The sequence below is a fragment of the Sulfitobacter sp. M39 genome, assembly GCF_021735935.1.
Classification (GTDB): domain Bacteria; phylum Pseudomonadota; class Alphaproteobacteria; order Rhodobacterales; family Rhodobacteraceae; genus Sulfitobacter.
The window spans coordinates 397318-417153 of record NZ_WMDZ01000001.1 but is presented as its reverse complement, the minus strand read 5'-3'; the positions used below and the strand labels follow the sequence as shown (position 1 = coordinate 417153).

The window sequence follows — 19836 nt, the reverse complement described above, 5'->3', positions numbered from 1 at the left end:
TGCCGGACACCGGGATGCAGCAGTCGACCGCCCAAAGCGGAGTACGATTGATGCATTCTATGAACGATTATTCGTCGGCAATTCAGCTGAGGTCCGACCGATGGAGCGCGCTGCGTGAAGCGGCGAGCGGCCTGACCCGCGCCACCACAGCCAAGGAAATCGAAGCCCTGCGCAGCAAATGCGCAGCGCTGTTTGACTCCCTGTCGCTGATCGAACCCTATTGGGCCTTTCCGGGCATGGCAGCGTTCGAACACCTGCAGCGGATGCTGAATAACAACAGCTTTGACGACATGGCCTTTGCGGTGAACCGCATCACGCGGGCGCTGACAACAGGGGCCTATCGCCGTCGCACCATCCCACTGGAACGCGACAGCATCGATCACGACGAACATGACGACGAGGCGATGCTCTCCCCCGAAGCGCGGGCGCTGACCAAACCGTATTTCGAGGTGCTCATCGTCGATGATGTGAACGACCAGCAAGAGCGCTGGCTGAAATCCAACGTCAGCCGGATGCGCCGCCCCGAAGACCCGTTCCACTACGAAGCCGTGGTGGTCAAATCCATCGAAGACGCGCTGATCGCGGTGCTGTTCAACCACAACATCCAAGCCATCGTTGTGCGCCCGGGCCTGACGCTCAAGTCCAAGATGGACGAGACGATACTGGTCCGCTACCTCGCGCGCGCTGGCGGGCAGGAGGAGATCGACAAACTTCAACCCGAGAACTACGGCCCCGAGCTTTGCCGCATGATCGCCAAGGTTCGCCCCGAGCTCGACGCCTATCTGGTGACCGAACGGTCGGTCGAGGATATCGCGGGTCTGGATCTGGGGATCTGCCGTCGGGTCTTTTATAACCAAGAAGACTTTATGGAGCTGCACCTGAACATTCTGCGCGGGGTGCAGGCGCGGAACAAATCGCCGTTCTTCACCGCGCTTGTCGAATATTCCAAACAGCCCACGGGTGTCTTTCACGCGATGCCGATCAGCCGCGGCAAGTCGATCACGCGGTCGCATTGGATTCAGGATATGGGCGCGTTCTACGGGCCGAACATCTTTTTGGCCGAAACCTCTGCCACCTCGGGCGGGTTGGACAGCTTGCTCGAACCGCACGGGCCGATCAAAGAGGCGCAAGAGCTCGCCAGCCGCGCCTTCGGGTCCAAGCAAACCTTCTTTGCCACCAATGGCACTTCGACCTGCAACAAGATCGTGGTGCAGGCTCTGGTGCGCCCCGGGGACATCGTGCTGGTCGACCGCGATTGCCACAAATCCCACCACTACGGGATGGTGCTGGCGGGGGCGCAAGTGTGCTATCTTGATAGCTATCCGCTGAATGAATATTCGATGTACGGTGCCGTGCCCCTGCGCGAGATCAAGCATCAGCTTCTGGCGCTCAAGGCTGCGGGCAAGCTGGATCAGGTGCGCATGTTGCTGCTGACCAACTGCACCTTTGACGGGCTGGTCTATAACGTCGAACGGGTGATGGAGGAATGTCTGGCGATCAAGCCTGACCTCATCTTCCTGTGGGACGAGGCGTGGTTCGCCTTTGCCCGTTTCAACCCCACCTACCGCCAGCGTACAGGTATGAACGCGGCCAATACGCTGCGCGCGCGGTTCAAGTCGGACGACCACCGCATCGCCTATGAAAAGCAGCAGGCTGAACTAAAGGATGCCGACGACGAGACGCTGCTGAACACGCGGTTGATCCCTGCGCCGGATTCGCGGGTGCGGGTCTATACCACGCAATCAACCCATAAAACGCTGACCTCGCTCCGGCAGGGGTCGATGATTCACGTGAATGATCAGGACTTTAAGGGCGAGGTCGAACAAAGCTTCCACGAAGCCTATATGACCCATACCTCGACCTCGCCGAACTACCAGATCATCGCCTCGCTTGATGTGGGCCGGCGTCAGGTAGAACTTGAAGGCTTCGAATTCGTGCAGCGCCAGATCGAGGCCGCTTTGTCCATGCGTCGTGCGATTGCCGACCACCCGCTACTAAGCAAATACTTTAAGGTGCTGACAGCGGGCGACATGATCCCCGAGGAATACCGCGAAAGCGGGGTGACCAGCTATTACCATCAGGAACAGGGCTGGACCGATATGTGGGACTGCTGGGAGAAAGACCAGTTCGTCCTTGATGCCAGCCGTGTGACGCTGCTGGTCGGTGGGACGGGCTGGGACGGTGACACGTTCAAGACCGATATCCTGATGGATAAATACGGTATCCAGATCAACAAGACCTCGCGCAACACGGTCTTGTTCATGACCAATATAGGCACCACGCGGTCCAGCGTCGCCTATCTGATCGAGGTGCTGGTCGAGATCGCGAAATCGCTGGATGATCGTCTGGATGACGCCAGCAAGATGGAGCGTCGGTCTTTCGACAACCGCGTTGCCAACCTGATGGAGAACTACCCGCCGCTGCCGGACTTCAGCCGCTTTCACGAGGCCTTCCGCAACGACGACGTCACCTCCGAAGGGGATATCCGCACGGCGTTCTTCCTCGCCTATGACGAGAAGAACACCGATTACCTAGAGCTGAACGGTACGCTGAAAGAGGCGATGGACGCCAACCAGACGGTCGTGTCCGCCAGCTTTATCATCCCCTATCCCCCCGGCTTTCCCATCCTCGTCCCCGGACAGGTGGTAAGCCAGGAAATCCTGTCGTTCATGCGGAATTTGGACGTCAGCGAAATTCACGGTTACCGCCCCGATCTGGGGCTGCGCGTCTTTACGGATGCGGCGCTGAAACGGGTGCGCAAGAAAAACCTGTCGTCTTCACCTGACTAAGATTAAGCAAAGGACCAAATATCATGGCAACGACTGTTCTCAAGAATATCTCGGAAATTCGTCGGTTCTTTCACCGTAACGAAGACCCTGTTTACTTTATCTCGGCCACGAACTTTAACCTTCTTGGTCTCGATGAATGGGTGAAAAACTTTAAATATATCTGTTACATCGACTGCTACGGCGGCAAGCACCCCAACGTGTTCTGCCCCTCGGAACAGCCCCACGCTGAATTCCAGAGCATCGAAGACATCAACAACTATCTGTTGCAGCACAAAGAGGTGATCGACTTCGTCAAGCGGCGCGGTGGCAAGCCCAAGTTCGTGTTCCTGATGTTCGACGAGGAAACCGAACGTCTGTCGAAAGAACTGGGGGCGGATGTCTGGTTTCCCAAGGCCAAGCTGCGCCAAAAGATGGACAACAAGATCGAAACCGTGCGGATCGGCAACAAGGCCGGTGTGCCGTCGGTGCCGAACGTGCTGGCCGAGGTCAAAGATTACGAAGACCTCAAAAAGACCTGCGAGAAGGCCGGGATTGGTCACGATCTGGTGCTGCAATCCGCCTTTGGTGACAGTGGCCACACGACGTTCTTTATCAAGTCCGAAGCAGACTTCCGCCGTCATGAATCCGAGATCGTTGGCGAGGGCGAGATCAAGATAATGAAGCGGATCGACTGCCGCGGTTCCGCGATCGAGGCATGTGCCACCAAAGAAGGCACGATCGTTGGCCCCTTGATGACGGAACTGGTCGGTTTCAAGGATTTGACGCCCTATCGCGGGGGCTGGTGTGGCAATGAAATCCTGTCGACCGCCTTCCCGCCCAAGGTCCGTCAGAAAGCGCGCGAGCTGACCTATAAGTTCGGCGAACAGCTGCGCAAGGAAGGTTATCGCGGCTATTTCGAGCTCGACTTCCTGATCGACAAAAAGACCGGTGACATCTGGCTGGGCGAACTGAACCCGCGCATCACGGGCGCGTCGTCAATGACGAACCACGCCGCCTTTGCCCATGCGGATGCGCCTCTTTTCCTGTTCCACCTGCTGGAATTCAGCAAGAAGAAGTTCAATCTGGATGTTGAAGAGCTGAACAACCGTTGGGCCGACCCCGAGATGATCGACGGTTGGAGCCAGATGGTGATCAAACATACCGAAGACAGCGTCGATATCTGCACCGAAGCGCCCGAAACAGGCATTTACAAGATGCTGGAAGATGGCCGCGTTGTGTTCGACCGTTTCGATTATCACCGTCGCGCCGTTGAGTCCGAGAACGAAGCGTTCTTCCTGCGCATCCTGCAACCGGGGGATTACCGCTATGAAGGGGCCGATATTGGCATCCTTGTGACCCGCGGTCGGTCGATGACGAAGTCTTTCCAGTTGAATGAGCGCGCGAAAAAGTGGATTCACGGGATCAAGCAATCGGTGAACGGTCGTCCTCTGCCCGTCGCAGAGGCGGGTCCGGCGATGTCTGATCCGGCGTTCAAAATCCTCTAAGCATCGAAAGGGCAGCACATGCTGTGGCGTGCCATTTCAGAAGAATTGCCCGGTCCTAAATGGGCCGGGCTTTTCGCCGAATACTGGCCCTTCTACCGTAAATGGTGGCTGAAGGAGGGCGAGCCCGCGCGCCCGACATATGCCGAATGTCGTCGTGCGCTCAAGGCGCATATGCCTGACCTCATCCCTCTGTACGAAGATCTTTGTGATCAGGCGGGCGGGGGTGATCTGGCGGCAAGGTTCCTGAGCTTTTACTGCCCGCCGCCCTATCTATCGGGATGCAGTCAGGCGGTCTGGGGCGGCAAGGAGCCGGTCATGGTGCGCAACTATGACTATAACACCAATGCTTTCGACAGTCTGGTGCTGCACACCGGCTGGAAGGGGCGCCGCGTGATGGGCACCTCTGACGGGTTGTTCGGGCTGGTGGACGGGGTGAACGACGCGGGGCTGTCGATATCGCTTACCTTTGGGGGCCGTCGTGTGGTGGGCGTGGGCTTTGGCGTGCCGCTGATCCTGCGCTATGTGCTGCAAACCTGCGAGACTGCCGAGCAAGCGGGCGAAATTCTGGCACGTGTGCCGACCCACATGAGCTATAACGTCACCGTGCTGGACCGCAAACGCAAGTATCTGACGGCGCTGATGGCACCGGACCGGCCGGCAATCATCACCAAGGCAGCGGTGGCGACCAACCATCAGGAAAACGTCGAATGGATCAGCCATGCGCGCTTTACGGCGACGGTTGAACGGGAAAGATATCTGCTGCAACGGTTGCGGTTCCACCGTGATCCGGAAGAGAAATTCATCAACACGTTCCTGAAACCGCCGCTGTATTCGCACCAGTTCAACGCAGGCTTCGGCACGCTTTATACCGCTGTCTATCGACCCCGCAAACGCGAGATGGAGCATCGCTGGCCCGGAACCGTCTGGCATCAGAAGCTGGACGCGTTCGAGGAAGGGTCGCGCAACGTCCTGATGCCGGGGGTGGTGGCGTAACTCTTTCACTGCGCACGAAAAAAAGGCGGGGCACATGCCCCGCCTTTGTGGTTCGCTGTCGCCGGATTTAAGCGGCTTTGCGGTTATGTTCACCTTCTTCGACTTCCTCGACGATCTTGGCGATAAACGCATCCAGATCTTCGGGAGAGCGGCTGGTGATGATGCCTTGGTCCACGACGACTTCGCTGTCCTCGTAATGCGCACCGGCGTTTTTCACATCCGTCGCGATCGAGGCATAGGACGTTGCCGCGCGGCCTTTGATAATGCCTGCTTCGATCAGCAGCCAAGGGGCGTGGCAAATCGCGGCAACGGTCTTGCCCGCGTCAGCAAAGCTTTTGATCAGCGATACGGCGTCCTTGTTGGCGCGCAGCAGGTCGGGGTTGATCTGACCGCCGGGCAGGACAATCGCGTCGTAGTCATCAACAGTGACATCCGACAGGGCCTTGTCGGCAGCAACTGTGTTGCCCCAGTCGTCCTTGTCCCAGCCCTTGATATCTTCGCCATTTGGGGTGGCAACATGTACCGTGGCCCCTTTTGCCTTGAGGTCATTCAACGGGCGCTCCAGCTCGGATTGCTCGAAACCATTGGTGGATAGGATCAGAATTTTCGCGTCTGTGATCTGTGTCATTAGAAAGCTCCTTTCATGTTCGCTATCTTCACCGACACAACAAAGACACCGCGCGAATGTTCCAGCGCTGGAACCTGCATTGACGGGATTCCGCCGATGCCGAGAATGAACTTTTCGTGTCTAGAATTCGATACACACGGTTTGTGATCTCCTTTATACCAAGGGGATGAAAGACACCGTCGACCCTGCACCATCCGTCAATCTGGAGGAGATTATCGTCTGCCCCCAATGCGACGCCGTGTATCACCTCAAGGTGCCCAAGGTCGGCGAGAAGGCGGTGTGCGAGCGGTGCCACACGGTGTTGATCGAGCCGCGCAAAAAGGCGGGGCTGAAGATCATTGCCATCGCCATTGCCACCTTTGTTCTGATCCTTGGCGCGACGTTCTTTCCGTTTCTGGATATTGATGCGGCGGGCAACAAGAACTCTGTCTCTGTGATGGACGCGGCGCTGGCGTTTTCCAGCGGGCCGCTTTTGCTGCTGTCGCTGGCGACGGCTGCCTTGATCATGCTGGTGCCCTTGGCGCGGGTGATGCTGACGCTTTATGTGCTGGTGCCCATCGTGCTGGACCTGCCGCCCGCACGCCACGCGATGCAGGCGTTCCGCCTGTCGCAAGCGTTGCAACCCTGGTCGATGGCCGAGATTTTCGCGCTTGGCTGTGCCGTGGCGCTGGTGAAGATTGCCGATCTGGCAACTGTGGGGTTTGGGCCAGCTTTCTGGATGTTTTGTGGTTTGGTTGTTCTGATTGTGGCGCAGGACAAATTCATGTGTAAATGGTCGGTATGGAATTCGCTGGAAAATCCCAAAAAATCCTAAGCGCCCGCGAAATGGGGTTGGTGGCCTGCACACGGTGTACCCGTGCGTGGCCTATCGGCACGCCTGTCTGCCAACGCTGCGGCCACAAGATGCTGTCGCGCGACTTTGGCAGTATGCAGCGGGTCTGGGCGTTCTGGGTTGTGGGGCTGATGTGCTATATCCCCGCCAATATGTACCCGATGCTGAAAACGCGGACCCTGTTTCAGGTGGATGAAAGCACCATCGTCGGCGGTGCGGTCGAACTGGCGCATCACGGCTCTTACGGTATTGCCTTTATCATCCTGCTCGCGTCGGTCGCGATCCCGCTGGCCAAGTTCTGGGCAATCGCCTATCTGGCAGTCAGTGTTAAGACGCGGAATGCCGCGGCACATCGGTCGCGCCATGTGATGTATGAAATTGTCGAGTATATCGGCCGCTGGTCTATGATCGATATCTTTGTGGTTGCGATCCTCTCGTCGCTGGTGCAACTCAAAACCCTTGCGACCATTAACCCCGGCCCTGCGAGCATGTTTTTCGCCTTGTCGGTCATTTTTACCATGCTTTCTGCACAGGCCTTTGACTCCAGACTGATCTGGGACACGAATGCTTTCGATGGGGACCCCGATCAACATGTCTGACACGCCACCCGAGGTTAAGGTTAAATCCGCGCGCAAACTGTTCCTGAGCAGCGCGTCGATCGTCTGGATCATTCCGATCCTGGCGTTGGTTGCGGCTTTGGGCGTTGCGTTCAGCAGCTATAATTCCCGCGGTCCGGTGATTTTTGTCGAATTTGACAAAGGGGCCGGCATCAAGGCGGGCGAGACCGAATTGCGTTACCGTGACGTGACCGTTGGCCGGGTCGAGGAAGTCGGCTTTACCACCGGTCTGGGCAAGGTCGTCGCGTCGATCCGCGTGGACAAGAATGTGGCCCCCTTTATCGACGCCAGCGCGTCCTTCTGGATCGTCCAGCCCGAGGTTTCGGCGCAGGGGATCTCGGGGTTGGGTACGGTGCTAAGCGGCGTCTATATCGAGGGCAGCTGGAATGACGAAGTGGGCGATTTTGCCGAACGGTTCGTCGGGTCGGATTCGCCACCGCTGATCCGCGCCGGGCAATCCGGTCTGCAAATCGCCTTCCGCACCGTTGGCAACGGCACCCTGACCGATGATGCCCCGATCCTGTATCGCGGGATCGAGGTTGGCCGTCTGGGCAAGGCAGAGATCGCCCCACGCGGGAACTTTGCCATCGTAGAGGCACTGATTTACGAAGAGCACCGGAACCTGATCAACAGCAGCACACGCTTCTGGGACAGCTCTGGTTTCAGCCTCTCCCTCGGGCCAGGTGGTGCCGAGATCGACTTTCAGTCCATTGCGACGCTTATCGGGGGCGGGGTGACGTTTGATACATTCGTTTCCGGCGGCGACCGCGTGCAAGACGGCACCGTCTTCGACATTTTCCCAAGCAAGGAAGACGCCCGCAGCGCGGTTTTCAACGCCTCGGAAGTCGAACCACTGCTGATCAACGTGATCTTTGATGAAAACGTTTCCGGACTGGCCGTCGGTGCCCCTGTCGAGCTGAGCGGTCTGAACATCGGCGAGGTCGACTCTCTTGCCGGTATCGTGGATTACGACCAGTTCGGTGACAGCCGCGTGCGGTTGAACGTGACGCTGGCCATCCAGCCCGCGCGGCTTGGCCTGCCTGGCGAAGTATCCGCGGAAAGCGCGCTGGCGTTCTTGCAGGACCGCGTTGTGAACGGTCTGCGCGCGCGGCTTGCCTCTGCCAGCCTGTTGACCGGCGGCCTGAAGGTTGAACTGGTGGTGGTCGAAGACGCGCCGAACGGGCGTCTGGTGGCCGCGGGCGAAAACTTCCCTGTTATGCCGACGACCAAGAACGAAACATCAGATGCCGCTGCCACCGTCGAAGGTGTCTTTAGCCGCATCAACAACCTGCCCATCGAAGAGCTGTTGAACAGCGCCATCGGTCTGATGAATTCGCTACAGGCTTTTGTTGGCAGCGACGAGCTGCAACAGACACCTCGCGATGTCCGCACTTTGATCAACGAGGTCACGGGGCTGGTATCGTCTGATGAGGTGCAGAATATCCCCGTATCTCTGAACGCCACGCTGCTGCGTGTCGAGACGCTGGTCGCCACGCTCGAGGAAGAGCAGATGGCGAAACGTCTGCTGGATGCGGTCGACTCCGTCTCGGAAGCCGCAACATCCTTCAGCACCTCGACCGAGGGCGTGCCCGAACTGGTCGAAGAGATGCAGGCCGTCGCCGCCAAGGCAAGCGAGTTGGAGCTGCAACAGCTGGTGGACGAATTGACCGCGCTGACCCGCTCTGCCGATCAAGTCATCGGTACACCGGACGCCGTAGCGTTGCCCGGCTCGCTGAAAAACGCCTTGGACGAGCTGAACTACACGCTGCAAGAACTGCGCAAAGGCGGCGCGGTCGAGAACGTGAACCGGACGCTCGCATCAGCGCGTAACGCGGCGGATAACATCGCGGTGTCGGCACAAGATCTGCCACAGATCGTGAACCGTCTGTCGACCCTGTTCACGCAGGCAGAGCGTACAATTGAAGGGTACAACAAGGGTGATCAGATCAGCCGTACCGCACAAGAAACCATGCGCGATATCCAAAAAGCAGCCGATGCGCTTGCATCCTTGGCGCGCACCATCGAACGTAACCCCAATTCATTGTTGCTGGGACGGTAAAATATGAACGTTGTAAAAAGTATCGCAAGCCTTGGTCTCGTGGCCTTTCTCGCCGCGTGTGGATCCGCAGATCGCTATGCCGTGGACATGCCCCCGGTCACAGAGCAGGTGAGCATCCGCTTCAACTCGGTCGAAGTGCGTGACGTATCGCTGCCCAGCTATGCGGCTGCCGATGAAATCCACGTGCGCAAATCGAACGGTACCTTGGTAAGCTCTTCCGACGAACTTTGGGCGGATTCGCCCGAACGCGCCGTCGCCTTGGAGCTGAGCGAGAACCTGTCGCGCCTCACCAACCGCCGCATCGCGTCCGAGCCTTGGCCATTCGAAGCCTACCCCGATGCCCGTCTTGAGTTGCGGTTCAGCGAATTGCTGGCCGCTGAAACAGGCCAGTTCCGCGCCTCGGGCCAGTATTTCGTTGCCGTATCCACCGGTGGAAGCGAACGATCGGGGTTGTTTGACCTGACCGTGGCTTTCGACCCCAAGGGCGGACCGGCCGCCATTGCAGCGGCACGCGGGCAACTGATCCTTGATTTGGCCAGCTATATCGCCAAGAATGGACTAAAGTGACGTAATTCCAGCGCGATTTCCCGAATGCGGATAATTTTATACGACTTTTGATTGAATTTTTTTCATAAGGATTTAGCAAGGCCGCCATCACCCTCTGGGCGCAATCGCATAACAGGCAGACCTTCTTCATCTCATGCCCGTTGACGCTACCTGCGATGCCGCGGGCACTTTGCCTGATACATTATTATTAGCCAGTTCTGGCCATGATCAACGGACCACATGCATATGATGAACCAAAGCCAATCGAACTTTTCCGGGCCCAGGGACGAAGATGACGATACCATCGACCTTGGCGCGCTGATTGGTACTTTGTGGCGCGGCAAACTGATTATCGCTGCTGTCACACTGATTTTCATGCTGCTGGCGGGGTACTATGCCTATGGCGTGGCTGTGCCGACCTATCGGTCCACCGCGGTTGTGGTTCTGGACACCAAAGAAGACAGCATCGTGGACCTGCAGGCCGTGGTTGGCGGGTTCTCCGGCGATAGCACCGAGGTCAATACAGAGGTCGAAGTGCTGCGGTCCCGTGGGTTGGCGGGCAAAGTCGTTGACCGGCTGAACCTGATTGATGACCCTGAGTTTAACGGCGAACTGCGGGAACCGTCCATGATCGGTGGCATGATCTCTGGCCTCAAGGGGATGCTCTCTTCGGGGGCACCGGAGGAAGAGCTGGACCCCGAGCTTCAGAAAATCAAAACCCGCGATGCGGTTGTGCAGGCTTTGTTGAACAAGGTTTCGGTCTCTAATATTCGCCAAAGCCTTGTGTTCAACGTGACGGCTGAAACGGAATCTCCGGTTAAATCTGCACAGATCGCGAATACGATTGTTGAACTGTACATCTTGAACCAGATCGAAGTGAAATTCGAGGCGACGGAAAAAGCGACTGAATGGCTGAGCAACCGTGTGTCCGAGCTTCAGATCGAGCTTGAGAATGCCGAGAAGAAAGTATCCGAATTTACGGCGCGCACCCAGCTGGTTTCGATCGAGGGCCTGCAAGCGCTCGAGCGTCAGATCAAAGAACTGCGTGACCGCATTGATGGTGCCGCCTTGACCCGCGAGGCGCTTGAAACACGTCTTGCCGACTTGGAAGCCGCACAAACATCCGAAGATAAATTAGACGCCGCGCAAGACGCCGCACTGACGCGTATCTTTAGCAACGGGCTGTCGTCGGAGACGAACCAGACGGCATTTGATTTACGATTTGATACAGTGATGACGCGGGTTCGGGCTGATCTTGTGCGCAGCACGCAACAACTTGAAGCGCTGCGCAACTCGGAAAAAGAGCTTGCGGCGCAGTTGGCCTCGCAAGGGCAAGACCTGATTGAGCTGCAACAGCTGACCCGTGAATCCGAAGCAACGCGTCTGCTGTATGAATATTTCCTGACGCGCCTCAAAGAAACCTCTGCCCAAGAAGGTATCCAGAAGGCCGATAGCCGCATGCTGTCCAGCTCGGTCGTGCCAAATTCACCAAGCGCGCCGAAGAAATCGCAAATCATTGCGCTGGCGATGATCCTTGGGGCGATGGTCGGCTCGGGGCTCGTGCTGCTGCGCGAATTCAAAACCCGCACGTTCCGCACCGCGAACGAGCTTGAGCAACACACCGGCTATACCGTGATCGGGCAGATCCCGCTGATCCCGTCGCGTCACCGCAAGGACACGCTCAAGTATCTGTCGGACAAGCCGACGTCTGCCGCCGCCGAAGCGATCCGCAACCTGCGCACCTCGCTGATGCTGTCGAACCTCGACAAAAAGCCGCAGGTCATCGTATCGACCTCCTCCATCCCGGGGGAGGGTAAAACCACCGTCTCGCTGTCGCTGGCGAAATTCCTTTCCGGTCTGGGCAAATCCGTCCTGCTGGTCGAAGGCGATATCCGCCGCCGCACACTGAACGAATACTTCCCCGATATGCCGCGCAACGGCATCGCGTCTGTCCTGAATGGCGATGCCAAATTCGCCGATGCCATCCATACGCCTGACGGTTTCGGCGCGGATGTTCTGGGAGGCGAAAAGACCAACGTGAACGCGGCGGATATCTTCTCCTCCGATCGGTTCAAATCCTTCATCTCCGAGATGCGCGATCAGTATGACTTCATCATCATCGACACACCGCCTGTGCTGGTTGTGCCGGACGCACGTATCATTTCGCAGAATGCCGATGCGATCCTGTTCTCTGTAAAATGGGACAGCACGAACAAGGGTCTGGTCGAGGAATCCATGCGCTTCTTCCACAACTCGAACCAGCGGATCACAGGGCTTGTGCTTAGCCAGATCGACGAGAAGGGCATGAAACGCTATGGCTATGGCGGCGAATACGGTGCCTATGGGGCCTACGGCAAAGGCTATTACGACAGTTAAGCAAGGCTTGGGCATGCCTCAAAACTGCCCAAATCTTACCCCTCAAGGGTCATAACAGGGCCGTTCTGCTGGGCGATATTCATTGGGAAGTTATCCCAGTGAGGACCCTCAGATGGCACGTATGAAAGAGATCGCAACAGCTGCTGGCACGCTCGCCTGCGCCTTGGGCATCGGCTACGTGATGCAAAGCTCTGATGCTGCGACAGCCCGCTATGGCTCTGACGCCGCTGTGAAAGAGCAAGAGCTGCGCCGGCTGAGCAACGAGAACGCCGTGCTCGAGGTCGAAGACATCGTCCTCACCTCGGCCGAGTTCAATGCAGCCCCGCTGGAGCCCACGGTGGAGCTGCCCGATTCTGCCCCCGTCATGTTGGCCGCTGCAAGCGCGGACGAACCGATCTCTCGCCCAGTTTCCGCCCCAATTGCGACGGAACCAGCGGCCACACAGACTTGCGATATCACCGCGAACGCGCGCCCCGTCGCGGCAGCTATGGTGAACCTGACACTGGCGGCACCCTGCATGCCAAACGAACGGATCACAGTGCATCACAGCGGCATGATCTTTACCCAAACCACATCTGACACCGGCGCGCTGGACATCACCGTTCCGGCGCTGGCGCAGGATGCGACATTCGTCATCGCTTTCGGCAACGGCGAAGGCGCGATTGCGGATGCGAAGATCGATGATCTGGCCGAATTTGACCGCGTGGTTCTGCAATGGAAGGGCGACACGGGTTTCCAGATGCACGCCCGAGAATTCGGATCAGACTATGATGGTTCGGGCCATGTCTGGGCTGGCAAGCCGCGCAGCGTTGCCTCCGCGATCACCGGTGAAGGTGGATTTATGACCGTGAACGGCGACCTCAGCGCGGCAGAGCCACTGGTGGCCGAGGTGTACACATTCCCCGCTGCGACGGACAACGCCGATGCCCGCGTCGCGCTGACCGTGGAAGCCGAAGTGATCCAGGCGAACTGCGGCCAGGAGATAGAGGCGCAATCGATCGAACTGCTTGGCGATGCCACGCTCAGAACCCGCGACCTAAGCGTCGCAGTGCCGGATTGTGATGCGGTCGGCAGCTTTCTTGTGTTGAATAATCTGCTCCAAGACATGAAGGTTGCGGGACACTAACGCAACGCTTGGGGTCTTATGATCACGATTATACGTGCGGCGGTTCTCGCCGCACTTTTCTTATGTTCTGCAACGTTGTCCGCAGGGGCGCAGGATGTCTCGCTTTCCTCCCGTGATGGCAAGATTGAACTAAGCGGTACCTTGCTGGGCTTTGATGGAGAGTTCTACCGCGTAGAAACCGAATATGGCGAGCTGACGGTCGACAGCACCGGCGTTCAATGCGAAGGGCCGGGCTGCCCTAATCTGGACCCTTTCGTCGCCGAACTGCAGCTTTCGGGATCGGCCACGATGGGCGAAGTGTTGATGCCTGCCTTGATCGACGGGTTTGCGCAGCGCAACGGCTATACCGCTGTGCGCGAGGATGAGGACGAACACCGCTTTACCTACCGTTTGATCGACGAAAAAAGTGAACAAACCGTTGCACTGTTCATGTTTCGGGCCAGCAACAGTGACGAAGGCTTCGCCGATCTTCTGGCGGATGAGGCGGATATCGTGATGTCCCTGCGCGAAATGCGCCCTGAAGAACGGGTCCGCGCGCGCGAGGCGGGGTTGGGGGATATGACGGGGCTGAACCGCAGTCGCGTGCTGTCGCTTGATGCTGTGGTGCCGGTGGTGTCGGCCTCGAACCCGGTCAAGCAGATCTCTCCGTTGATGTTGGCGCGGGCGTTTGCGGGGAAGGTGACCAACTGGCAGGCGCTTGGCGGGCCGGACGCACCCATTGATCTGCATCTGCCCGACACCAGCAGCGGGCTGGCCCAAGCGATTAGTGATCAGGTGATGCGGCCCGCGACGCTCAAGTTCACCGACAATATCACCCGCCATGCCCGCCCCGCCGATCTGGCGGAAGCGGTGGCGAACGACAGTTTCGCGCTTGGCATCACCAGCTATGCCGAACAACGTGACACCGATGTGTTGACGCTCTCTGGCAGCTGTGGCTTTGCGCTCGATGCCTCGCGCCGCACCATCAAGACCGAAGATTACCCGCTGACTGCGCCGATGTTTCTGTACTTTCCGGCCCGCCGTCTGCCGCAGGTGGCGCGTGAGTTTCTGGCCTTTACCCGCAGCCCTGCGGCGCAGATCGTGATCCGGCGCGCGGGGTTTGTGGATCAGACGCCCGAGGAGATCCCCGTCGAGGATCAGGGCAATCGATTTACAAATGCGATTGCTGTCGCGGGGCCCGAAATCACGCTTGAGGAGCTACAGCGGATGAATGCGGCGTTGAAGCCCATGGCGCGGCTGTCGACCTCTTTCCGGTTCGAGGCGGGATCGGTGCGTCTGGATGCACAATCGCGGTCAAACGTGCAGCAACTCGCCCGTGCGCTCGAGGTGGGGCAGTACGACGCGCGCCGTTTGTTGTTCGTGGGGTTCAGTGACGGGCAGGGCGCGTCTTTCGCCAACCGCGACATAGCGCTGCGCCGTGCGGAAGCCGTGCGGCAAGCGGTGATCACCGCGGCGGTGACCGCCAATTTGGAACGTGTGGCGCTGGATCTGGACGCCTTTGGCGAAGCGATGCCAATGGCCTGTGATGATACCGCATGGGGCCGTCAGGCCAACCGGCGGGTAGAGGTCTGGGTGCGCTGAACCCTAGCGAAACTGGGGCGGCGCGTATTTCAGCAGCACCGGCACGACCAGCTCTTCCTCGTCGGTCAGATGGCGGTTCAGCATGGGCTTGAACGCATCCAGCCGCTGTTTCATGGCCGCGGTACTGTCGAGGAACCCTGCCGCGCCCCCCTCATGGCGCAGGACGGCATTCGCCGTCTCGGCCAGATCGTTCAAAATACCATCAAGACTGTGATGGTCGCGATCCAAGATCTCGAACCCCTGCGCCGCACCTCGGTCAAGCTGCGCCATCATCGGAAAGTACTGGGCATCCTCGATATGGTGGTGACCGTGCAGCTCGTTGATCAGCATCCCGCCGAAACGCGACAGTTTGCGTTTGTAGGTCTCGGGCGGCACGACGCGGTCCATCGCCAGTTGCGCGTCCCCCTCCATCTGGTCCAGCAGACGGCGGAACATCATATGACGATCCAACCAGAACGCGATCAGGCGGGAGTAATTCGGGTTCTCCTCCCAACCGTCGCGCGGGAAGGCTTTGATCAACGCACGCAGCGGATCGGGAAGGCCATCGCGCTGCATCAGGGAAAGCGGGTCGGGGGGCGGCGTATTGGACATAGGCCAAAGCTAGTGCCGGGGGGTGATCCGGTAAACTGCGCAAATTCGAACACGACAGTTGCGCTTATAAGTACCCTTCGCTGCGAAAACTAAGCTCGCGTGATTTGCCGATGATCAGATGGTCATGCAGGGTCAGCCCCAGGGCGCTGCAGGCTGCGAAAATCTGCTGCGTCATGTCGATGTCAGCTTGGGATGGTGTAGGGTCGCCCGAGGGGTGGTTATGCACCAGAATAAGCGCGCTGGCGTTCAGTTCAAGCGCGCGTTTGGCGACCTCTCGTGGGTAGACGGGGACGTGATCGACAGTGCCCTTGCCCTGTTCCTCATCGCCTATGACGACGTTCTTGCGGTCCAGATAGATGACGCGGAACTGTTCGGTTTCGCGGTGCGCCATCGTGGTGTGGCAATAGTCAAGCAAAGCGTCCCAGCCCGATAGCACATGCTGCCGCATCACCCTAGAGCGCGCCATACGGTGGGCTGCGGCTTCAACCACCTTAAGCTCGACAATCACTGCGTCGCCTACGCCCGAGATATCCCTAAGCCGAGGCTCCGGCGCGGTGATCACGCGGTTGAAGTCGCCGAACCTGTCCATCAGCGCACGCGCCAGCGGTTTGACATCACGGCGCGGGATGGCGCGGAATAGCACCAGTTCAAGCAGTTCATAGTCCGGGATCGCTGCGGCACCGCCCTGCATAAAGCGTGCACGCAAACGTTGTCGGTGATCCGCGATATACGACGGCTGTTTGCCCGATGCGGGCGGTGCGGGCACCGCTTCGTCCCCCAGAAAGGGCAGGCGCGGGTCAGAGAAGTGAGCGTTGTTGCGTCCCATTGGCCCAGCTTGCGGCCAAAAAGGTTATCATCCCGTTAAGGCGGGCAGGGGCAGAAACAAAAAAGGGCAGGGCCTGCGCCCCGCCCGATGTTTTGTGCGATCAGGTGTTACCCTTTCATCGAATCCCAGAAGGATTTCACCGACGAAAAGAAGCTGCTGCTTTCAGGATTGTTATTGGAGGATTCCTTTTCGAACTCCTGCAACAATTCCTTTTGGCGGCTGGTCAGGTTCACCGGCGTTTCGACTGCCAGTTCGATGATCATATCGCCCGTGCCACCCCCACGCAGCGGGGGCATACCCTTGCCGCGCAGACGCATCTGGCGACCGGACTGGCTGCCCGCAGGGATTTGCACGCGGCCACGACCACCGTCGATCGTCGGCACCTCGATACTGCCCCCAAGGGCGGCGGTGCTCATCGAAACGGGAACGCGGCAGAACAGGTTTGGCCCGTCGCGTTCGAACAGCTTGTGCTCCTGCACCTCGATAAAGATGTACAGATCACCCGTCGGCCCGCCGCGCATGCCTGCTTCGCCTTCGCCGGCCAGACGGATACGTGTGCCGGTTTCAACGCCCGCAGGGATGTTGACCGACAGCGCACGGTCTTTTTCAACACGCCCGGCACCGCGGCAGGATTTACAGGGGTTCTTGACGATCTGACCCATGCCCGAACAGGTCGGACAGGTGCGTTCGACCGTGAAAAAGCCCTGTTGTGCACGGACCTTGCCCATACCGGAACAGGTGGGGCAGGTGGTCGGCTCTGCGCCGCCTTCTGACCCGGAACCGCTACAGGAATCGCAGGCCACTGAGGTGGGCACGTTGATCGACTTCTGCATGCCCCGATACGCATCTTCGAGCGTAATCCCGAGGTTATAGCGCAGATCGGCACCGCGTGCGGCACGGCGTCCGCCGCCGCCCCGCTGGCCACCCATAAAGTCGCCGAACAGGTCGTCAAACACGTCAGAGAACGCCGAAGAGAAGTCGCCCTGACCGCCGCCGCCAAAGCCGCCGCCACGATGGCCACCGCCGCCCATCCCGCCTTCAAAGGCCGCGTGACCGTAGCGGTCATAGGCGGCTTTCTTTTCGGGGTCTTTCAGGACTTCGTAAGCCTCGTTCGCTTCTTTGAACTGGGCTTCGGCATTGGGGTTGTCGGCATTGCGATCGGGGTGCAATTCCTTGGCTTTGGTGCGGTAGCCCTTTTTGATCTCGTCGGCAGAGGCACCTTTAGCGACGCCGAGCGTCTCGTAGTAATCACGTTTGGCCATGAATTAGCTCCTACGCTGGAACGTGACGGGCCGGCCCGGCAAGCGGACCGGCCCCTTCAGTGGTTCCGTGGGCGTGCTTACGCGCGCTTGTTATCGTCCAGGTCTTCGAAATCGGCATCGACGATATCGTCGTCACCTTCGGGTGCATCCGCAGCCGGGGCAACGTCTTCGTTTTCGTCCTGAGCCGCCTTGTAGATGGCTTCGCCCAGTTTCATCGCCGCTTCGGTAACGTTCTGGATGCCGTTGTTGATCTTATCAACATTGTCGGTCGCCAGTTCGTCGTTCAACGCAGCAATGGCCAGTTCGATCGCTTCGACGGTGGTCGGGTCAACCTTGTCAGAATGCTCTTCCAGCGACTTCTCGGTCGAGTGGATCAGCGATTCCGCCTGGTTTTTCGCCTCGATCAATGCGCGGCGCTCTTTGTCGGCGTCGGCATTTTCTTCGGCGTCTTTCACCATCTTTTCGATATCCGCATCGGACAGACCGCCGGACGCCTGGATCGTGATCTTCTGCTCTTTGCCTGTGCCTTTATCCAGCGCGCCTACGGCAACGATACCGTTTGCGTCGATGTCAAAGGTCACTTCGATCTGGGGCATGCCGCGGGGTGCGGGTGGGATGCTTTCCAGATTGAACGCGCCAAGGATCTTGTTGTCCGCAGCCATTTCACGCTCCCCTTGGAAGACGCGGATGGTCACGGCGCTTTGGTTATCCTCGGCGGTCGAGAAGACCTGCGACTTTTTCGTCGGGATCGTGGTGTTGCGGTCGATCAGACGGGTGAACACGCCACCCAGCGTTTCGATACCAAGGCTCAGCGGTGTCACGTCCAGCAGAACAACGTCTTTAACGTCGCCTTGCAGAACACCGGCCTGAATGGCCGCACCCAAGGCAACAACCTCGTCAGGGTTCACACCCTTATGGGGCTCTTTGCCGAAGAACTTGGTCACTTCCTCGATGACGCGCGGCATACGGGTCATACCGCCAACCAGAACGACTTCGTCGATCTCGGATGCGGAGACACCGGCATCTTTCAACGCGGCTGCGCAGGGTTTCATCGACGCTTTGATCAGGTCACCAACCAGTTGCTCCAGCTTGGAGCGGGTCAGCTTCATCACCATGTGCAGTGGCGAGCCATCTTTGCCCATCGAGATGAACGGCTGGTTGATCTCTGTCTGGCTTGCGCTGGACAGTTCGATCTTGGCCTTCTCTGCCGCTTCTTTCAGGCGCTGAAGCGCCATCTTGTCTTGGGTCAGGTCGACGCCGTTGGTTTTTTTGAACTCATCCGCAAGATAGTTCACGATGCGCATGTCGAAGTCTTCACCACCGAGGAACGTGTCACCGTTGGTGGATTTCACTTCGAACAGGCCATCGTCGATTTCAAGGATGGTCACGTCGAATGTACCGCCGCCAAGGTCATAGACCGCGATGGTTTGCGTGTCTTTCTTGTCCAGACCATAGGCCAGGGCCGCCGCTGTCGGTTCGTTGATGATCCGCAGCACTTCCAGACCGGCAATCTTGCCCGCGTCTTTGGTCGCCTGACGCTGAGCGTCGTTAAAGTAGGCAGGAACAGTGATCACGGCCTGGGTGACTTCTTCGCCCAGATAGGATTCCGCTGTTTCCTTCATTTTGCCAAGGATGAACGCAGAGATTTGCGAGGGGGAGTATTTCTCGCCCTTGGCTTGTACCCATGCGTCACCGTTCCCACCGTCCATGACGGTGAAGGGCAGGTTCTTTTTGTCCTTGGCCAGATCTGCGTCGTCATTGCGACGGCCGATCAGGCGTTTCACGCCGAAAATTGTGTTGTCGGGGTTGGTAACCGCTTGCCGTTTGGCAGGCTGTCCAACCAGACGTTCGTCGTCTGTGAACGCAACGATGGAGGGCGTGGTGCGCGCGCCTTCGGCGTTTTCGATAACGCGAGGCTGGCTGCCGTCCATGATGGCGATACAGCTGTTTGTCGTTCCTAGGTCGATACCAATAACTTTGGCCATGTTTGATCCCTCTTTTACTCAAGGCGATGACACGAAGCGCAGGCCCGTTGTGGCACCTTTGCCCCGATCTTTTTCACCAAAGGCCGGATGCCTTTAGCGGTTCTCGGCGTATATAAGGAGCAGATATGGACCCTGCAACCG

At 58.5% G+C, this 19836-nt stretch carries 15 protein-coding genes; 10 read left to right on the top strand and 5 right to left on the bottom strand.

The features are described from left to right. The first annotated feature begins 50 nt into the window (after positions 1 to 50). From GLP43_RS01985 to GLP43_RS01975, 3 genes are read left to right on the top strand one after another with little or no spacing between them, the layout of a single operon-like run. Positions 51 to 2789, top strand: a complete 2739-nt coding sequence (locus GLP43_RS01985; protein ID WP_005850610.1) for an aminotransferase class I/II-fold pyridoxal phosphate-dependent enzyme — start codon at positions 51 to 53, stop codon at positions 2787 to 2789. Positions 2790 to 2812: 23 nt separating this feature from the next. Then, positions 2813 to 4273, top strand: coding sequence for a biotin carboxylase (locus GLP43_RS01980; RefSeq protein WP_009825641.1), 1461 nt, complete (start codon positions 2813 to 2815; stop codon positions 4271 to 4273). An 18-nt stretch (positions 4274 to 4291) separates the two neighbouring features. Continuing rightward, positions 4292 to 5266 (top strand): C45 family autoproteolytic acyltransferase/hydolase, encoded by a 975-nt coding sequence (locus GLP43_RS01975; protein ID WP_074636581.1) that lies wholly within the window; start codon positions 4292 to 4294, stop codon positions 5264 to 5266. Between the two features lie 67 nt (positions 5267 to 5333). Here the strand turns inward: GLP43_RS01975 and GLP43_RS01970 are convergent, their stop codons facing one another. After that, entirely contained in the window at positions 5334 to 5894 is a 561-nt protein-coding gene (locus GLP43_RS01970; protein ID WP_237277989.1) for a type 1 glutamine amidotransferase domain-containing protein, read from the bottom strand. A gap of 166 nt (positions 5895 to 6060) precedes the next feature. On the opposite strand from GLP43_RS01970, the gene GLP43_RS01965 reads away from it, so the two are divergent. The 7 genes from GLP43_RS01965 (at position 6061) to GLP43_RS01935 (ending at position 15031) form a co-directional block, all read left to right on the top strand. Next, positions 6061 to 6708 carry a paraquat-inducible protein A gene (locus GLP43_RS01965; protein ID WP_005850602.1) on the top strand — a complete coding sequence of 216 codons (648 nt, stop codon included), beginning with the start codon at positions 6061 to 6063 and terminating at the stop codon, positions 6706 to 6708. An 11-nt stretch (positions 6709 to 6719) separates the two neighbouring features. Next, positions 6720 to 7325 carry a paraquat-inducible protein A gene (locus GLP43_RS01960; RefSeq protein ID WP_009825638.1) on the top strand — a complete coding sequence of 202 codons (606 nt, stop codon included), beginning with the start codon at positions 6720 to 6722 and terminating at the stop codon, positions 7323 to 7325. Then, positions 7318 to 9402 carry an MlaD family protein gene (locus GLP43_RS01955; RefSeq protein ID WP_237277988.1) on the top strand — a complete coding sequence of 695 codons (2085 nt, stop codon included), beginning with the start codon at positions 7318 to 7320 and terminating at the stop codon, positions 9400 to 9402. Before GLP43_RS01960 ends, GLP43_RS01955 begins: the two co-directional genes overlap by 8 nt. A 3-nt stretch (positions 9403 to 9405) precedes the next feature. Further along, positions 9406 to 9969 carry a PqiC family protein gene (locus GLP43_RS01950; protein WP_005850596.1) on the top strand — a complete coding sequence of 188 codons (564 nt, stop codon included), beginning with the start codon at positions 9406 to 9408 and terminating at the stop codon, positions 9967 to 9969. Between the two features lie 219 nt (positions 9970 to 10188). Next, positions 10189 to 12324, top strand: a complete 2136-nt coding sequence (locus GLP43_RS01945) for a polysaccharide biosynthesis tyrosine autokinase (protein WP_443069460.1) — start codon at positions 10189 to 10191, stop codon at positions 12322 to 12324. Positions 12325 to 12436: 112 nt separating this feature from the next. Beyond that, entirely contained in the window at positions 12437 to 13450 is a 1014-nt protein-coding gene (locus GLP43_RS01940) for a hypothetical protein (RefSeq protein ID WP_237277986.1), read from the top strand. An 18-nt stretch (positions 13451 to 13468) separates the two neighbouring features. Beyond that, complete coding sequence (locus GLP43_RS01935; protein ID WP_237277985.1) at positions 13469 to 15031, top strand: substrate-binding domain-containing protein; 1563 nt, start codon at positions 13469 to 13471, stop codon at positions 15029 to 15031. A gap of 3 nt (positions 15032 to 15034) precedes the next feature. On the opposite strand, the gene GLP43_RS01930 is transcribed toward GLP43_RS01935, so the two are convergent. The 4 genes from GLP43_RS01930 to dnaK all read right to left on the bottom strand — a co-directional run bounded on the left by GLP43_RS01930 (position 15035) and on the right by dnaK (position 19695). Then, positions 15035 to 15622, bottom strand: a complete 588-nt coding sequence (locus tag GLP43_RS01930) for a hemerythrin domain-containing protein (protein WP_237277984.1) — start codon at positions 15620 to 15622, stop codon at positions 15035 to 15037. Positions 15623 to 15686: 64 nt separating this feature from the next. Beyond that, positions 15687 to 16448, bottom strand: a complete 762-nt coding sequence (gene radC / locus GLP43_RS01925) for a RadC family protein (RefSeq protein WP_237277983.1) — start codon at positions 16446 to 16448, stop codon at positions 15687 to 15689. A gap of 107 nt (positions 16449 to 16555) precedes the next feature. Then, positions 16556 to 17710 carry a molecular chaperone DnaJ gene (gene dnaJ / locus GLP43_RS01920; RefSeq protein ID WP_237277982.1) on the bottom strand — a complete coding sequence of 385 codons (1155 nt, stop codon included), beginning with the start codon at positions 17708 to 17710 and terminating at the stop codon, positions 16556 to 16558. A gap of 77 nt (positions 17711 to 17787) precedes the next feature. Continuing rightward, complete coding sequence (gene dnaK / locus GLP43_RS01915; protein WP_005850585.1) at positions 17788 to 19695, bottom strand: molecular chaperone DnaK; 1908 nt, start codon at positions 19693 to 19695, stop codon at positions 17788 to 17790. Between the last annotated feature and the right edge of the window lie 141 nt (positions 19696 to 19836).

Coding starts and splice junctions, on each gene's coding strand:
- GLP43_RS01945 (WP_443069460.1), top strand. CDS start 10,189: ATGCATATGATGAACCAAAGCCAATCGAACTTTTCCGGGCCCAGGGAC.
- GLP43_RS01985 (WP_005850610.1), top strand. CDS start 51: ATGCATTCTATGAACGATTATTCGTCGGCAATTCAGCTGAGGTCCGAC.
- GLP43_RS01950 (WP_005850596.1), top strand. CDS start 9,406: ATGAACGTTGTAAAAAGTATCGCAAGCCTTGGTCTCGTGGCCTTTCTC.
- dnaJ (WP_237277982.1), bottom strand. CDS start 17,710: ATGGCCAAACGTGATTACTACGAGACGCTCGGCGTCGCTAAAGGTGCC.
- GLP43_RS01940 (WP_237277986.1), top strand. CDS start 12,437: ATGGCACGTATGAAAGAGATCGCAACAGCTGCTGGCACGCTCGCCTGC.
- GLP43_RS01955 (WP_237277988.1), top strand. CDS start 7,318: ATGTCTGACACGCCACCCGAGGTTAAGGTTAAATCCGCGCGCAAACTG.
- dnaK (WP_005850585.1), bottom strand. CDS start 19,695: ATGGCCAAAGTTATTGGTATCGACCTAGGAACGACAAACAGCTGTATC.
- GLP43_RS01965 (WP_005850602.1), top strand. CDS start 6,061: ATGAAAGACACCGTCGACCCTGCACCATCCGTCAATCTGGAGGAGATT.
- GLP43_RS01970 (WP_237277989.1), bottom strand. CDS start 5,894: ATGACACAGATCACAGACGCGAAAATTCTGATCCTATCCACCAATGGT.
- GLP43_RS01960 (WP_009825638.1), top strand. CDS start 6,720: ATGGGGTTGGTGGCCTGCACACGGTGTACCCGTGCGTGGCCTATCGGC.
- GLP43_RS01975 (WP_074636581.1), top strand. CDS start 4,292: ATGCTGTGGCGTGCCATTTCAGAAGAATTGCCCGGTCCTAAATGGGCC.
- GLP43_RS01930 (WP_237277984.1), bottom strand. CDS start 15,622: ATGTCCAATACGCCGCCCCCCGACCCGCTTTCCCTGATGCAGCGCGAT.
- GLP43_RS01935 (WP_237277985.1), top strand. CDS start 13,469: ATGATCACGATTATACGTGCGGCGGTTCTCGCCGCACTTTTCTTATGT.
- GLP43_RS01980 (WP_009825641.1), top strand. CDS start 2,813: ATGGCAACGACTGTTCTCAAGAATATCTCGGAAATTCGTCGGTTCTTT.
- radC (WP_237277983.1), bottom strand. CDS start 16,448: ATGGGACGCAACAACGCTCACTTCTCTGACCCGCGCCTGCCCTTTCTG.